At 68.3% G+C, this 14,946-nt stretch carries 11 protein-coding genes and 3 pseudogenes; 9 read left to right on the forward strand and 5 right to left on the reverse strand.

The features are described 5' to 3' along the window. Window positions 1-202 (forward strand): DUF1330 domain-containing protein (locus GA0115240_RS35255; RefSeq protein WP_107407271.1); only part of this gene is annotated, 202 nt, incomplete at its 5' end. Here the strand turns inward: GA0115240_RS35255 and GA0115240_RS35260 are convergent. Both GA0115240_RS35260 and GA0115240_RS38980 read right to left on the reverse strand, forming a co-directional pair. Further along, a pseudogene (locus GA0115240_RS35260) lies at window positions 133-480 on the reverse strand (dienelactone hydrolase family protein); the annotation flags it as partial. The gene GA0115240_RS35255 and the pseudogene GA0115240_RS35260 sit on opposite strands and share 70 nt — an antisense overlap. Before the next feature lie 28 nt (window positions 481-508). Beyond that, window positions 509-691: pseudogene (locus GA0115240_RS38980) on the reverse strand (histidine phosphatase family protein); the annotation flags it as partial. Window positions 692-1,048: 357 nt separating this feature from the next. Here GA0115240_RS38980 and GA0115240_RS35270 point away from each other — a divergent pair. Together GA0115240_RS35270 and GA0115240_RS35275 are read left to right on the forward strand one after the other, a co-directional pair. Continuing rightward, window positions 1,049-2,482, forward strand: coding sequence for an APC family permease (locus GA0115240_RS35270; RefSeq protein WP_093743234.1), 1,434 nt, complete (start codon window positions 1,049-1,051; stop codon window positions 2,480-2,482). Window positions 2,483-2,636: 154 nt separating this feature from the next. After that, a complete protein-coding gene (locus GA0115240_RS35275) occupies window positions 2,637-3,317 on the forward strand; it encodes an HAD family hydrolase (protein WP_107407270.1) in 681 nt (226 codons plus the stop codon). Window positions 3,318-3,355: 38 nt separating this feature from the next. Here the strand turns inward: GA0115240_RS35275 and GA0115240_RS35280 are convergent. After that, window positions 3,356-3,788: pseudogene (locus tag GA0115240_RS35280) on the reverse strand (IS5 family transposase); the annotation flags it as partial. Window positions 3,789-4,156: 368 nt separating this feature from the next. Here GA0115240_RS35280 and GA0115240_RS35285 point away from each other — a divergent pair. From GA0115240_RS35285 to GA0115240_RS35295, 3 genes are all read left to right on the forward strand, one after another. Then, entirely contained in the window at window positions 4,157-5,476 is a 1,320-nt protein-coding gene (locus tag GA0115240_RS35285; RefSeq protein ID WP_093743236.1) for a carbohydrate-binding protein, read from the forward strand. Window positions 5,477-5,660: 184 nt separating this feature from the next. Further along, complete coding sequence (locus GA0115240_RS35290; RefSeq protein ID WP_093743237.1) at window positions 5,661-5,963, forward strand: hypothetical protein; 303 nt, start codon at window positions 5,661-5,663, stop codon at window positions 5,961-5,963. 395 nt (window positions 5,964-6,358) lie between these two features. After that, window positions 6,359-7,366: a hypothetical protein gene (locus GA0115240_RS35295; RefSeq protein ID WP_141709081.1), complete on the forward strand. Its 1,008-nt coding sequence runs from the start codon at window positions 6,359-6,361 to the stop codon at window positions 7,364-7,366. Between the two features lie 172 nt (window positions 7,367-7,538). Here the strand turns inward: GA0115240_RS35295 and GA0115240_RS35300 are convergent, their stop codons facing one another. Next, the gene (locus GA0115240_RS35300; protein WP_256070222.1) at window positions 7,539-8,039 is read right to left on the reverse strand and encodes a tyrosine-type recombinase/integrase; all 501 of its coding nucleotides are present in this window, start codon (window positions 8,037-8,039) and stop codon (window positions 7,539-7,541) included. A gap of 114 nt (window positions 8,040-8,153) precedes the next feature. Between GA0115240_RS35300 and GA0115240_RS35305 the strand changes: the two genes are divergently transcribed. The 3 genes from GA0115240_RS35305 to GA0115240_RS35315 all read left to right on the forward strand — a co-directional run bounded on the left by GA0115240_RS35305 (window position 8,154) and on the right by GA0115240_RS35315 (window position 14,361). Then, on the forward strand, window positions 8,154-9,332 hold the full coding sequence (locus GA0115240_RS35305) for an alpha/beta fold hydrolase (RefSeq protein ID WP_093743242.1): 1,179 nt from the start codon (window positions 8,154-8,156) through the stop codon (window positions 9,330-9,332). Between the two features lie 344 nt (window positions 9,333-9,676). Then, window positions 9,677-10,132: a CU044_2847 family protein gene (locus tag GA0115240_RS35310; RefSeq protein ID WP_202452070.1), complete on the forward strand. Its 456-nt coding sequence runs from the start codon at window positions 9,677-9,679 to the stop codon at window positions 10,130-10,132. Window positions 10,133-10,137: 5 nt separating this feature from the next. Then, entirely contained in the window at window positions 10,138-14,361 is a 4,224-nt protein-coding gene (locus tag GA0115240_RS35315) for an nSTAND1 domain-containing NTPase (RefSeq protein ID WP_141709082.1), read from the forward strand. Window positions 14,362-14,414: 53 nt separating this feature from the next. Here the strand turns inward: GA0115240_RS35315 and GA0115240_RS35320 are convergent, their stop codons facing one another. Next, complete coding sequence (locus GA0115240_RS35320; RefSeq protein ID WP_093743246.1) at window positions 14,415-14,612, reverse strand: hypothetical protein; 198 nt, start codon at window positions 14,610-14,612, stop codon at window positions 14,415-14,417. Between the last annotated feature and the right edge of the window lie 334 nt (window positions 14,613-14,946).

Genomic DNA, 14,946 nt, shown 5'->3' on the forward strand with positions numbered 1-14,946 from the left:
GGCCGGGGGCGGGCGGGTCCTCGTCCGTGGCGGTCAGATCGTCGCCCACGACGCTGGAATCGCCGAGCGCACTGTCCTGATCGAGTTCGACAGCTTCGAACAGGCCGTCGCGGCGCACGAGAGTGCGGCCTATCAGGAGGCTCTGGTCGCTCTCTCCGACGGCGTCGAGCGCGACTTCCGCATCGTCGAAGGCATCGACTGACCGAGGTCATCCTCCGTCACGGGCAGGCACTCGGCGAGCAGGTCGACGACGTCGCGCCAGGCTCGCTGGGCGTGCCGCGGGTGGTAGCCGACGCCGGGGACGACGGGGTGGTCGACCGGCGGGTGGTGGAAGGCGTGCAGGGCGCCGCCGTAGACCGTGAGGCGCCAGTCGACGCCCGCGGTCTGCATCTCGGCGGTGAACGCGTCGCGTTGCGCGGGCGGCATGATCGGGTCTTCCGACCCGATGGCCGAGCAGTCGACTGGCTGACGCGTCGAGGCCAACCCAACGCGTGGTGAGCACGCGCGCCTGATGACCGTGCGCGACGACGGCGACATCGCCGTCGCCCAACAGTGGCCCGATCCGGTCGAGTACCGCGTCCGCGCGCGCGGACACCTGCTGGAGTTGCTCGCCCGGATGAGCGGCGTCGCCGGGAATCACACCGTCCCGCCATAGGTCCCAACCCGGCCTCGTCTGCTGGATCTGCGCCACGGTCAGGCCCTCGTAGCCACCGCGCGGCTCAGTGGGCTGGTGAACACGGCACCGGATGGCGTGGGGCCAGCCTCGGAGCGAGCGCCAGCGCCACCCTCTCGCCCGCGTCGGTCAGCGGAATGTCGGTGCGGCCGGCGTGCTGGACCGGCTGATGGGTGGCTGGCCTGCGAGTGCGGTCCGGCGTGGTGGCGTCTCCAGCAGATCGGGGGCGGAAGCGTCCAGCCAGTCGCCCGCGTGGATCACCGGTGGTGAGCGGACCTATCCGCGGACAGCTCCGCGCCCTAGGCTCAGGCGCTGTTCGGAGCGAGGAGCTCGTAGGGCCCGTTCCCGCTCCCGGGCTCGACGAAGGAGACCGCGATGACCGACTTACCAGGCACCGGGCGCGGAGAAGGCATCGAGAAGTACGGCTACGAGCAGCAACTGCACCGGTCCCTGAGCTTCAGGGACCTGCTGGTCTACGGACTGGTGTTCATGGTGCCGATCGCGCCGTTCGGGATTTTCGGCAGTGTGTTCCAGGGGTCCGGCGGCATGGTGGCCCTGGCCTACGCGGTGGGCATGATCGCGATGATGTTCACCGCGTGGTCGTACGCCGAGATGTCCCGGGCCTTTCCGATGGCCGGTTCCGTCTACTCCTATGCCGGGCGGGGGATCGCGGCGCCCGTGGGCTTCCTGGCCGGCTGGATGCTCCTGCTCGACTATGTGCTGATCCCGAGCCTGCTCTACCTGATATCCGGTATCGCGATGAACTCGCTGGTCCCGTCGATCCCGGTGTGGATCTGGCTGATCGGCTTCGTGCTCCTCAACACCTCGGTCAACTACCTGGGTATCGAGATGACCGCGAGGGTCAACAAGGTCATGCTTCTCGGCGAACTGGTCGTCCTCGCGATCTTCCTGGTCATCGGGATCGTCGCCCTCGGCCAGGGGAAGGGGCGCGGCTTCAGCTTCGAGCCCCTCTACGACTCGGGGACCTTCTCCTGGTCCCTGATCTTCGGTGCGGTGTCGATCGCCGCGCTGAGCTTCCTCGGCTTCGACGGCATCTCCATGCTGGCCGAGGAGAACAAGGAGTCCGCGCGGGCGATCGGACGGGCGATGGTCGCCGCGCTGATCCTGGCAGGAACCCTGTTCATCGTGCAGACCTGGGTGGCCTCGCTGCTGGTGACGGACCCGGCGGGCCTGATCAAGGACGGTGATCCGGACGGCACCGCCTTCTACGACGCCTCCCGTACGGCGGCGGGCGACTGGCTGGCCACCCTGACCGCCCTGGCCACCGCACTCGCCTGGGGCTTCGCGAACTCCTTGGTGGCACAGGCCGCGACATCCCGGCTGCTCTACGCGATGGCCCGGGACCGCCAACTGCCCTCGTTCCTGGCGAGGGTGCACCCCAGGAACCGCGTCCCGGTCAACGCCACGCTGCTCACCGCGGCCGTTTCGATCGGGCTCGGCCTCTACATGACGTCCCGCGACGACGGCATCACGCTGCTCAGTACCCTCGTCAACTTCGGTGCGCTGACCGGCTTCCTCGTCCTGCACGTGGCGGTGGTCACGCACTACTTCATCCGCAACAGGAGCCGCAGGTACTGGCATCACCTGATCGCGCCCGTGATCGGCTTCGGCATCCTGGCCTATGTGGTGGTCAACGCCGACGTGGCGGCCCAGCGACTCGGATTCGTCTGGCTCGCCGTCGGCACGGTACTGCTGTGCGGCCTTCTCCTCACCGGACGGCGCCCCGACCTGTCCGCCATCGAACGTCCGGACGACGAGCCGACCCGGACCGAACCCGAACACACCTGACGGGACCGGCAAGGGCCGGGTTGCGACACGGCTGCCGCAAGCTCCGGGGGTCGCTTGACCTTGCCCCAGGGGGAGACAAGACGCTGTCTCTCGACCACATGAGCGGACGGTCCGTGCTCGCTCGTCAGGGTCAGGACGAGGAAGTGGAGTTCACATGTCGGTGACCTGCGTCATTCTCGATATCGGCGGCGTGCTGGAGCTCACACCGAAAACGGGATGGGTGCGGCGGTGGGAGGAACGGCTGGAACTGCCACAGGGCACTGTGCATGAACGGATGCACGACGTGTGGCGGGCAGGGAGCGTGGGGAGCATCAGCGAGCGAGAGGTCAGCGAGCAGGTGGCGGCCCGTCTGGGTCTCGACGCGCCGCAGGTTGAAGCCTTTATGGGCGATCTCTGGGGGGAGTATCTGGGAACTCCGAACGTAGAACTCATCGACTACGTGCGAGGACTGCGGGGAACCTGCAGGCTGGGCATCCTGAGCAACAGCTTCGTTGGCGCCCGGGAGCGAGAGACCGCGCTGTATCACTTCGACGAGCTGGTGGAGCGGATCATCTACTCGCACGAACTCGGCATCGAGAAGCCCGACGTGCGTGCCTTCGAGGCCGCATATGCCAGCTTGGACGTGCGGCCGGAAAACTGCCTGTTCATCGATGATGTCGCGGTCAATATCGAGGCGGCTCAGGCGGCGGGCATGCAGGCGCATCTGTTCGAGGACAACGCCCGGACCTTCCGCCGCATCGGAGTCCACCTGGACGGCACGCCCTCGGGCCGGCGCGGGTCCCGCTCGGATGACGTCGGCCTGACCGGTCCTCATCGGCAGCCGGCCAGGCATTAAGACGTCGTTTCTTATGGCGATTCCTACGATCTCGGCTGAGGCAGTCCGTCCCGGTCGGTGATCAGGTGGATCTTCGATCCCGATGTGCCGCGGTCGGTCGGATCCGGTCCCGTCAAAGGCCCCCTTTTGCCGCCCTCAGACTGACCGAGTCGATCGCGCAACGCGACCAGTCCAGCTCGCCGCGGGCCCCCAACTCGTCGAGGACGGCGCGGTGGAGCCGGCCCAGACCCGGGCCCGGCTCCACTGGGTGAACCGCCGGTAGACCGTCTGCCAGCTCGGCCCGAACACCGGCGGGAGCTGCCTCCAGGTGCACCCCGAGGTAGCCACGAACACGATCGCAGCCAACGCCTCGCGGTCACCCGCACGCCGCCGACCCCCACCCTGCGGACGCTTCACCTCCGTCGGGGGCACCACCCGCCGGAACAACACCCACAACTCATCCGGCACCAGCCGCTCCACCAGATCCGTCACGCACCGTTCACCGAACGATCACGCCATAAGAAACACGCCTGATACTGCAACGGTCTTTGCCGTGAGAGGTCTTGACCAGGCCGTGCCGCGGTCCGCCGGCCCTCGCGTTTGTCCTGGACGGCAGGGCTGCCCGGGATGAACAGACCGCGAGGGGCCGCCCGGTCACGCTGCGACCGGATTGCCGGCGATGGGAGCCAGCGGGGCGTGAGGCCTTGACTGGCTGGCTCGCCACCCCTATAACTTGGCCTGGACCAATCGGCTAGCTGGTCCAGACCACTCCGTTTCCCCCACATACACAGCGGGTGCCTTGTCGTCCGTCGCCTTGCGAGGCCGGGACGGCAGGAGCTCCGCTCACCCCTGGAGGGTCCATGCGAGTCGGGCAACAGATTCTGCGCAAAGCTCTGGTCGCCGGCTCGGCGCTCGGGCTGACGATCGGCGGCGTGGCCTTCGCCGTGGCCTCGGCGCCCAGCGCCCAAGCGGCCGGTACCTGCGCCTCGGCGTGGAGTTCCGGCACCGTCTACACCGCCGGTCAGCAGGCGAGTGAGAACGGGACCAACTACACCGCCAACTACTGGACCCAGGGCAACGACCCGGCGACCAGCAACGGCGGGAGCGGCTCGGGACAGCCGTGGACGTCCAACGGCGCGTGTACCGGCGGAGGCGGCGGAACCAGCGGCGGAACGGGCGGCGGAACGGGCGGCGGAACGGGCGGCGGAACGGGCGGCGGCGGGACGGGTTCCGCCAGCGGCCTGCTCTTCAGCCCGTACAAAGACGTGACCATCAACATGAACTGGAACACCTACCAGATGCAGTCGGCCGCGGCCGGCTCCGTCCAGCCGGTGGTGGGCTCCGGCAGCCTGGTGTCGCAGCACCTCCCGAAGCTGCCCGCGCTCACCGTCGCGTTCGCCACGGGCGCCTGCGGCAGCGAGAACTGGGGCGGCGTGTCGGGCGCCAACTGGGCCGCCGAGAACGTGCCGCAGCTCCACGCCGCCAACCTGAACTACGTCGTGTCCACCGGCGGTGCGGCCGGCACCTTCACCTGCGGCTCGACGGCGGGCATGGACTCGTTCATCGCCCGCTACGCCAGCCCGAACCTGGTCGGCGTCGACTTCGACATCGAGGGCGGCCAGTCTGCGTCGGACATCCAGAACCTGGTCGCCGCGGCGGCCGGGGCGCAGGCGCAGTACCCGAACCTGCAGTTCTCGTTCACCCTCGCCACGCTGGGGGCGTCCGACGGCAGCTACGGCGGTGTGAACTCGCTCGGCAACACGGTCGTCAGGGCGCTGCTCGGCTCGAGCCTGAAGAAGTACGTCATCAACCTGATGACCATGGACTACGGCAACGCGTCCAGCAGCGTGTGCGTCGTCTCCTCCGGCAGCTGCCAGATGGCGCAGTCGGCGATCCAGGCGGTGAAGAACCTGGAGCACACCTACGGGGTCCCGGCGAGCAAGATCGCCGTCACTCCGATGATCGGCATGAACGATGCGACCAGCGAGACTTTCACCGTCGCGGACGTGAGCACGCTGACGTCGTACGCGGTCAGCAACGGCCTGGCCGGGCTGCACTACTGGTCGCTGGACCGCGACACGCCCTGCTCCGCCTCGTACGCGTCGCCTACGTGCGACTCGGTCCCCAGCACCACGCCGCTCCAGTACACCAACAAGTTCCTGAGCGCCCTCGGATACTGACTCTCGGAGATTGACGGGCCGTCAGGGGACGGGTCGGACACGGGCAATCGTGCGCGACCCGTCCTTGCCGATTACCTCATCCACTCTGGTCAGAGCGGTTACACCTGATCAGCGAGTTGCTGCCTCCGCGGGAGGGCCGGGGGCTCTGGCGGGGCGGCCGATGACCTCGGCTTGATGATCGCTCGTGCTGTGGAAACCCGCTTACCTGGGCATGACGAACGCCTGCGCGACGCTGCGCCTGCTACCCATGACCGGCCAGGACAAGAACACAGAGATCCTGGCCCTGCGCCACCAGATCGTGGTGCTGGAGCGGCAGCTGAACGGAAAGCGCGTCAGCTTCACAGCGGGCGATCGAGCGTTCCTGACAGCGCTCCTGCACGGCTCCCCGAAGGATGTTCTTCGGCGTATGCGGCTGCTGGTGCGCCCTGACACGGTCCTGCGCTGGCACCGTGACCTGGTCGCCCGCCGGCACTGCGAGTGCCGATAAACCATCCGGCCTGGTCACGCTGCATGTTGGTACGGGTGGAGGGTTCGACTCTCAACGCACCTCGTTTGCAACGGAGTTCACATGCAACCGTTTTCCGGCGCCCGCACTCTTTACCTGTACCGGCACGGCGCGTCCTTGCGCCGACCGGGCACCGGGGGGAAGAGGGGGAGCGGTCAGCCGGAATTGGGCCGGCCAGCTTCTCTCTGGATCGTAGAACGGATCAAGGGGGAGCACGGAAGATGGCAGCGAGCACAGTGACCGTCAGACGCGGGATCGCCGTGGCATTGGCGGGAGCCGCGGTAGGGGCGTTGGCGCTGAGCGGGTCGGCGGCGGCCGAGCCGGTGGGGGGCAGGCCGTGGGTGGAGACGCCAACGGGACCGGTTTCGATGATGAGTGTGGCTCAGCAGAGTCCCTCGGTCACCTGGGCGGGTGGCGCCACCGTCGTCACCGACCCCGACGGGGGGGTCTCGTTCACACCGACCCTGTACAAGCGCGACCTCGACGCGGGCGGCACATGGCGGCAGTTGCCGCTGGAGGGCGCCAGCGCGTGGAACAGCAGGGTCAACGACATCGCCACGGCCGCCGACGGCTCGGCCTTCTTCGTCGGCGACCAGGGCGGGGACGGTCAGGGCGTGCTGGTCGGGCGGTACACGGCTGGCCACTGGCACCTGACGGCCGACAAGGGCCTGCCGGCCGGAACCATCGAGGCCAGCCTGCTGTCGGTGAGCGCGGTCTCCGCGAAGGACGCCTGGGCGGTGGGACAGGGCTACATCGAGGATCCCTTCGCCCCCGTCCCCGTGGTGCAGCACTGGGACGGCAAGCGGTGGCGGTCCGTGCAGATCCCGGGCTCGCAGGACTGGAGCCTGAACCAGGTGGACGAGGTGGCGCCGGACGATGTCTGGGTGGTGGGCGTGGACGAGGCCACCGGCCAGTCCGTCGCCGTGCACTGGAACGGGCACCGGTGGAAGCGCACGCCGACCCCGGCCTTCGCCGACTCGGCGATCCTCTTCGACGTCGCCGCCCGCACCCCGAATGACGTCTGGGCAGTGGGCTGGTCCCGCGACACCGACAAGCAGACCCCGGCAGGGCTTGCCCTGCACTGGGACGGCACCTCGTGGACCGAGGTGCAGCTGCCGCGGGGAACGTTCGCCCTGCAGTCCGTGGCCCTTCGCGGCAAGAGCGGAGTCGTCGTCGTGGGCGGCATCGACGACGGGGCCGTCGGTCTGAGCCTGACCTCCACGGGCAGCTGGGGGTCCCTCGGACTGCCCCAGAACGACCCGCAACTGCCGCTGGGCGTCACGGCCGTGGCGGCCTCCGGCAACCGTCTGACCATCGTCGGCTGGCACTACGTGTCGAGCGAGGGCGGCGACAGTTTCAGCAGCGGCACCATCCTGACCAGGTAGGAGGATCGAGCATCCGGCCGCAGCCCAGCCCCGGCACGCGGGCTGCGGCCCCGGGTGCCGGGAAGGCCGCTCCAGGGCGCGGTGGGGCCGGCCGGCGTTGTAGTGCTCGGCGTACTCGGCGAGGTGGGTGCGGTTCAGCACCGCCGCCTGGGCCTGTCAGGCCGCCGCGGCGTCACCGTCGGCGCCGGACCGCCAAGCCCGCCTTTTTGTAAGCTTTCTCCAATGCGGTGACCGCGTCTCGGGCGGCGTGGGGGAGCAGGTGGCCGGAGAGGTTGACGGTCGTGGAGAGCGTCGAGTGCCGCAGGGTCTTGGAGACCACCGCGAGCGGGACGCGTGAGCTGATCATGATGGTGGCCGCGGTGTGCCGCAGATCGTGCACCCCGATCCGGGGCAGATTGAGCTCGGCGGAGCGCCGGCGCAGCTCGACCAGTACGGACTGCGGTCGCAGCGGGGAACCGTCCTCGGGGGAGGACACCAGCCCGTCTTCGGGTGTCCGAGGAAGAGCCGGCTGTTGTCGACGGCGGTGAGGTTCCACCCCACGAGCAGGACGCATCCGGCGGCTTCCGGTTCGAGGTGGGGGCTGGCGGGTGCGGATGAGGTCGTAGACGGTGGACCGGCTGATCTTGAGGCGGGCCATGACCTCGGGCACGGTGAGGAGCTTGTCGTCAGCCACGGGGCGCTGCCGGTGCCCGAGGTCCGGGCTGTGGGGTCAGGGCGGTGGTTGCCAAGCCGCGGCCGGCTGACGATCGTTTGACCTGTACCGAGGTCCAGGGGCGAGGCTTGAGGCATGAGTGAGGCAGATGAGCTGTTCGGTATCGCGGACGTCTCGGCGTGGATCGGTCTGGCACCCGACACGTTGCGGTACTTCGAACGTCAGGGGGTCGTACCGTCTCCACGGCGCGACAGTGCGGGGCGCCGCCAATACACCACGGCCGACGTCGAGCTGATCCGCATGCTGGTTCATCTCCGTGAGACGGGGATGCCGCTGGCCGATATCGCGCAGTTCACAGGCGCCGACGACAAGGTCACTGATCCGGCCAGGCTCCGAGTGGAGTTGCTGACGGCTCATCGCCGTCGCGTCCACGACAGGCGCGAGGAGCTGGACCGTGCGCTCGATGTGATCACTCGGAAGATCGCGGACTTCACTGATCGGATCACGAGTCCGGTGGACCTGCTCGACCGGCCGGACTGCACGATTGCCTTCGGTGTCCAGGGTGAGGGGCCACTGCTGTTCCTCGTCGGCGCACCGGCTGGGCGCGCCGGTTTCGCAGCGCTGGCGCATGAGCTTGCAGGCCGGTTTACCGTCGTCACACACGATCCGCGTGGCATCGGTGCCAGCCGCGCGGTCCCGGGGATGGCTGCGCCCACGCCCGAGGTCCTTGCTGAGGACCTTGCTGCACTTGTCGACAGGTTCACCGGAGAGCCCGCCCTGTTTGTCGGTACCAGTGGTGGTGCCGTGACGCTGCTGGAGCTGGGCAAGCAGCATCCTGACGTGGTCGGCCGGGCCGTCTTGCATGAGCCGCCCCTCGTGTCTCTCCTGGATGACGCAGCCCTGGCTGGCCGAGCCGCAGCAGCGTTCAAAGCTGCAGAGGCGGATCCGCAGCGGGCAGTGCAGGAGTTCTTCGACCTCAGCGGCGCTGCCCACCACACAGGACCGGATCAGACGCCTCCCGCCCATATGGCGCTACCCGAGCTACCGGACGAGGAACTCGACAAGAACCGCTACTTCCTGGGACGGATGGCCGGCCCCACGGTCTTCTACGTCCCCGACATCGAGGCCATCCGTCGCGTTTCGGTGACGCTGTGCGCCGGCTCGCTGAGCCATCACCAGATGGCGCGCCGGGCGACCCAAGCACTCGCTGAACTTCTGGAGCTACCTCTGGTCGACATGCCCGGCAACCACCTCGGCGCAAGCGCCGAGCCGGCAGAGTTCGCCCACGTCCTCGGGCCGCTGCTCGAACCCTGAACACAACCCGCTGGCCCCTCTTGGCCGAACGGCCCAGGAGGGGCCTTGCCATGTCGCACCCCAACTCCGCACTGAACGTCACAGGACCCGTGTCGAGGACGAGTGGCCGAGCAGCGAGGTTGCCGCTCGGTTCCGGATCACGGACCGGGCAGCGCTGCGCATCAGCGCGAGCGCTGGCCGCAGGGGCGTCGGTGCTGTGGCGAGGGCGGTGGACATGGTATCCACGCGTGGCATGAGATCAGACCAGGCGGTGACCACGCTTCGGGCCTGGCCCACTGATCCACCTACGCCGGCGAGGTCCGTGGCCACCGCCGAACGCCATTGCTCATCGGCGGTGTCCCTTGATGACCGCGGTCAACGCCCAGATCTGCCTGGATGGACTCTCGAACGTCGTCCGCACTTACTTCATGTGTCGCTACGATCGGCGATGCAGCGATGCACCGACGCAGCAGGAGACTGGGGGGACAATGCCGCAGGTAGTCAGTATCCCGCTTGATGACGAGGGCGTTAGCCTGAACGTCGAGGTCGATACGCGAGATGAGAACGGCTGGACGCGCGCCGGGCGTACCCAGGACGCGGCAAATGCGGTGGGACGCACCTTGCAGGAGGCTCTGGCGCCCATCCGGCCCGCTCTGCAGACGGTAGTCGAGCAATTGCGCGGCGGCATCTGCCCTCCCGACAGCATCAAGCTGGACTTCGGGATCAAGTTTTCCGCCGATGCGGGTGTCGTAGTAGCTCGTACCGCGACGGAAGCCAGTTTTTCCGTCTCGGTGGAATGGCACCGCGCGGCTGAGGGGTGACCGGCGTGGCTGCCGATGCGTCCGCGCTGTTCGGCGCCATGGTCCAGATCCGGTCGGACGATGGTGCCATCGTTGGCGCGGGTTTCCTCGTCGCGCCGGACCTGGTGTGCACCTGTGCACACGTGGTGGCACAGGCCCTGGGTACAGACCCTCGGTCCGCTGATCCGCCGCGGGGCAGCGTGCGGGTGGACTTCCCCCTCATCGGGTCGGCGCTGGCGGACACGCCACGGGACGTGAGCCCGAGCGGAGGGTTGGCCGTTGTGACGGGCTGGCAGCCGATCCTCGCCGACGAGACGGGAGACCTTGCACTGCTGCGGATGGCCGAGACGCCTCCGCAAGGGACGGCGGTTCCCTGGCTGGTGGAGGCCAACGAGCTGTGGGACCACGCGGTGCGCGTGTTCGGCTTCCCGTCAGGTGATGACCGGGGCGTGTGGGTTGCCGGCCGACTGCGCGCGCTTCAGGGCGCCGGTTGGGTGCAGATGCAGAGCGAGGCGGGACCGGCCATCGAGCGCGGATTCAGCGGTTCCCCGGTCTGGGACACCGACCTCGGCGGCGTCGTCGGCATCGCGGTAGCCGCCGGTCTCGGCAGCCGCGCCGGCACCGCCTATCTTCTGCCTGCCTCCTCGATCCTGCGTGCCTGGCCCGAGCTGGCCGAACACGCACTGCCCGCGTCACCGTACCGGGCGCTGAACTCCTTCACGGCGCAGGACGAGCGGGTGTTCTGCGGCCAGGACGAGGCGGTCGCCCGCCTGGAGACGCTCACCTCCCGGCAGCCGGTCGTCGTGCTGTCCGGCCCTTCGGGCAGCGGGAAGTCCTCGCTGGTACGGGCCGGGCTGCTGCCGCGGCTGAACCGGGCGGGATGGGTGGCGGCAGACTTTCGCCCGATCCCGGGGCTGAAACCGGCACAGGCCCTTGCCGGTGCGCTGGCGCCGTTGCTCGCGGGGGAACTCGATGAGCAGGCCCTGACAGGGCACCTGACCCAAGGCCGACACGCCGAACTCGCCGCTCGGCTCAGCCGCAGACATCCTGGGGGCGTCCTGCTGTTCGCGGACCAATTCGAGGAGATCGTCACCGCCGACCAGGACGCGGCACGAGAACTGCTGAACCTGATCACCGTGCTGACCCTCGAGGCGCCGGCGGCCACGGCGGTACGGGCACTGCTCACCGTGCGCTCCGGGTCGCTGGACCGCATGCTCACCCAGCGCAACCGCGATGCCCTGGACGAGGGTGTCACCTTCCTGGCCCCGATGGAACGCGAGCAGCTACGGACGGCCATCACTGCGCCGCTCGCGGTCACTCCAGGAGTCGGCTACGAGGCCGGCCTCGTGGCCCGGATCCTGGACGACGCGGGCGAAGGGCCCGGAAGGCTGCCGATGGTGGAGTTCACGCTCACCCGACTGTGGGACCGGCGTCGCGGCGGGCTCCTCACCCACGAGGCCTACGACGCGTTCGGCGGAGTCGCGGGCGCCGTCGCCGACTATGCGGAGGAGGTGTACGAAAAGCACCTACGGCCGTCGGAACGCGATCCTGCGGGGCGTCTTTTCGTCCAGCTCGCGCGCCCGGAGGAGGATGGAGGGTTCACCCGCCGGGCGGTACGCGTCGACGCACTCGACGAGGACCAGCGGCGCCTGATACCGCGGTTGGCCGACCGCAAACTGCTCGTGACGGCCCAGGCGGTGGATGGCGCCGAAATCGCGGACCTGGCGCACGACGCGCTCATCGACGGCTGGAGCCGGCTGCGTGAATGGCTGGCCGCCGACCGCGACTTCCGGGACTGGCAGGAACGGCTGCGGGCGGCGCTGCGCCAGTGGGAGCAGTTCGGCCACCGCAGTGGCGCCCTGCTGCGGGATCCTTTGTTGGCAGAGGCACTGACGTGGAGCACGAAGAGGTCGCAGGACATCACGGCTGACGAGCGGGCGTACATCAAGGCCAGCCTGACGCTGCGCATACGCCAAGCACGGCGGGGGCGCCTCATCACCACCGGTGTGGCGATACTGGCCCTGATCGCTGCGACCCTGGCCGGCTTCACCTACAACCGGACCCAGGAGGTCACCCGCCAGCTCCACGCCCAAGCAGCCCGCCTGCTCGGGCAGGACGCCCAGCGCCGGGCCGACGATGCCCCGGGAACCGCCGCCCTGCTCGCCCTGTCCGCATGGCAGACCGACAAGACCCAGCCCGAGGCATACGGCGCACTGTTCAAGCTCTACGCGCGGCTGCGGAGCGTGGACGCGATCCAAGAAATGGGTATCGACCACGCGCTGCTGTTCACGGCCACGCCGGACGGGAAGTCGGCTGTCATGGTCGACCAACTGGGAGTCGTCTCGATCCTCACTGATCTGCTGGGACACGTGAAAGTCCGCACCTTCGCACGGACGCGCTCGATCACCGAGCACGAACCCCTGGTGAAGATCAGCCCGGACGGTCGGCAAGTGGCCCTGATGGACGACCGGTCGGGTCTCACCGTATGGAATGTGAGCCACCCGGACGACCCGACCCGACTCCCCGTCCCGGCGGGCTGGGACCCGGCGCAGGATATCCGCGACCTTTCCTTCTCCGCCGACAGCTCCCAACTGGCCGCCCTCTTCGGCGGATCGGACGGCAAAGGGAGGACCGAACTCGACCAGCTCGGCACGTGGGACATCGCCAGCAGGCGCCTGATCTCGAAGACCGCCTTGCGGCACAGCTCCTTCTACACCGTGGACTCCAGCCAGGATCCGGGACAGGTGCTGCTTTTCCGGGAAACCGGCCTGTCCAACAGTTACGTACACGTCGATCCACGCACCGGCGCCGAGAGCAGCCCGGTCCAGGTCGCCTCGCTCTCTGCTGTCGGGCTACAGGGTCAAGCCGTGGTCGACTGCGCTTCTGACGACATGCTGCGCATCCGATCCGCCAGGGACGGCGCAGTCCTGCGCACGGTCCCCACAGAGTGCTCGAACGTGGGACTCGACGGCACCGGCCGGTACGCCCTCATCGAAACGGACAGGGCCACAGGTCAATCGGACCTGTCGACGGTCAAGGTCGTCGACCTGAGAACCGGCCTGGTCTCCTGGGTCACCGCTCCGATCTACGACGACCTCAAGAGCGCCGACGTCGTGGTGATCCCGCACGCGGACGGCAGTCTCGGGATCCTCGCCTTCAAGGGCCGTGAATTGCTGCGGTTCACCGCGCCGGTGCCCACGCGGCCCGTCCGGTACCCGGCACTGACCATGGCTTCTGGCCTCCCCGTCAGCGCCGATGGGCGATTCCGGCTGTTCGGCGACGCTGACGTGGGCGAGGAGTCGCTCCGGTTACTGGACACTTCGAGCAGCACGACAGCCACGCCCCCGGAAGCGACACAAAAGGACATAGTGACGGCGGCGTATCAGTCACAGGTGCTCTTCACTTCAGACGACCGCTACCTCGTCGTCAGCACCGGAGGCTCCCTGGATGTCTACTCCACTCCGCGACTCGCACGGGTGCGGACTATCAGGCTGCCCACACCGCCGGGAGTGCACCCCGCCTTCCGCGCCACCTTGGCCATGGCGGACGACGGAAGCGTGCTCACGGTCTACGCCGGAGAACTGGCCCGGTGGGACCCGGCCACCGGGCGTCCGCTGGGATCCCCGCTACCGCTTGCTCATGGCACAGAACTGGCTTGGCTGGCCGACAACCAGACGTCTGTCGTGCCCCGCCCCGGGCATCCGGCCCAGGCACTTGTACGTGGGCGGGATGGCGTGACGCACCTGTGGGATCTCACCAAGCGCGGCTCGGTCGGATCATTCCAGGCCGACCCGGACGTCATGAGCTCCTATCAGACCGAGGTGTTCGACGCATCGGGCAACACACTTGCCGTCCTACGTGACATCAAGGACGGCATCGGTACGAAGATAGAGTTCCTCGGGCTCCCGGATTTCGACATTGTGGGAACGCCGGTCCCGGCCCACGACGTGTTCAACCTCGTCGGATTCGCCCATGCCGGATACCTGATCTCCACTGGCGCCGACACAATGCAGGTGTGGCACCCGGGCTCATCCACGCAGATCGCCGACGTCACCCTCCCTGATGACCTGCAGTGGCAGATCCACGACGACACAGCCGTCGGCATCACCGACGCCGGGTCACTGTCACTCTCGCTCGATCCCCGCCAATGGCACGCCTCCCTGTGCCACGCCGTGCACCGACCCCTCACCAAGCCCGAGCGCCAACTACTGCCCGACGGAACGAACACCAGCCAGCCCTGCGAGGATTGAGCCGGAGCGTCGCCGAAATCTTGTACAGCAGATCCCTACTCAACGGCGTTCCGTCACTCCTCGCGCGCGTCACACCACGAGTGTGGGTGCAGCGACAGCCGAGCGAAGGCGCGGACCAGGCTCGCCGAAGACAAAGACGAGCAAACCCAGATCCAAGGGTGAGCGGTTGGGTATCCGTTGGCGAACCACCAGCTGTCGATGTCTCCCAGGCCGAACAGGTCCGGCTCCGGCAGACCCTCGTCGACCATCACCTGCGAACCTTTTCGAGGGTTGCCTCCTTGGAAGTGGTGTAGCGGGTTGGACCTGATCCGGGGGTTTGTCCCGGCGTCCGGGTTGGTGCCCGCATAGACGAACGGCCACCGGCTGATCTTCGAAGTGTCGAAGCCTCGAAGGAGATCAGCACGATGACCGCACCAGACAGTCTGCCCCTGCACGCCCTCACCGAGGACAATCTCGCTGCGGCGAGTCCAGATCGGCTGCGCGCGATGGTCAAGACGTTGGCCGACGCGTTTGGGACACTCCCCAGCCTTCGGCCGGGGGTACCCCCAGCGCCGGCACCGTCGAACTCTGCGGGTGCCGGTTAAT

It is taken from the genome of Streptomyces sp. DvalAA-14 (genome assembly GCF_900091855.1).
Classification (GTDB): Bacteria; Actinomycetota; Actinomycetes; order Streptomycetales; family Streptomycetaceae; genus Actinacidiphila.

What these genes read in the sequence shown, in the direction of transcription:
- GA0115240_RS35270 (WP_093743234.1), top strand. Translation starts at nt 1,049, where the DNA reads ATGACCGACTTACCAGGCACCGGGCGCGGAGAAGGCATCGAGAAGTAC.
- GA0115240_RS35275 (WP_107407270.1), top strand. Translation starts at nt 2,637, where the DNA reads ATGTCGGTGACCTGCGTCATTCTCGATATCGGCGGCGTGCTGGAGCTC.
- GA0115240_RS35285 (WP_093743236.1), top strand. Translation starts at nt 4,157, where the DNA reads ATGCGAGTCGGGCAACAGATTCTGCGCAAAGCTCTGGTCGCCGGCTCG.
- GA0115240_RS35305 (WP_093743242.1), top strand. Translation starts at nt 8,154, where the DNA reads ATGAGTGAGGCAGATGAGCTGTTCGGTATCGCGGACGTCTCGGCGTGG.
- GA0115240_RS35310 (WP_202452070.1), top strand. Translation starts at nt 9,677, where the DNA reads ATGACCGCGGTCAACGCCCAGATCTGCCTGGATGGACTCTCGAACGTC.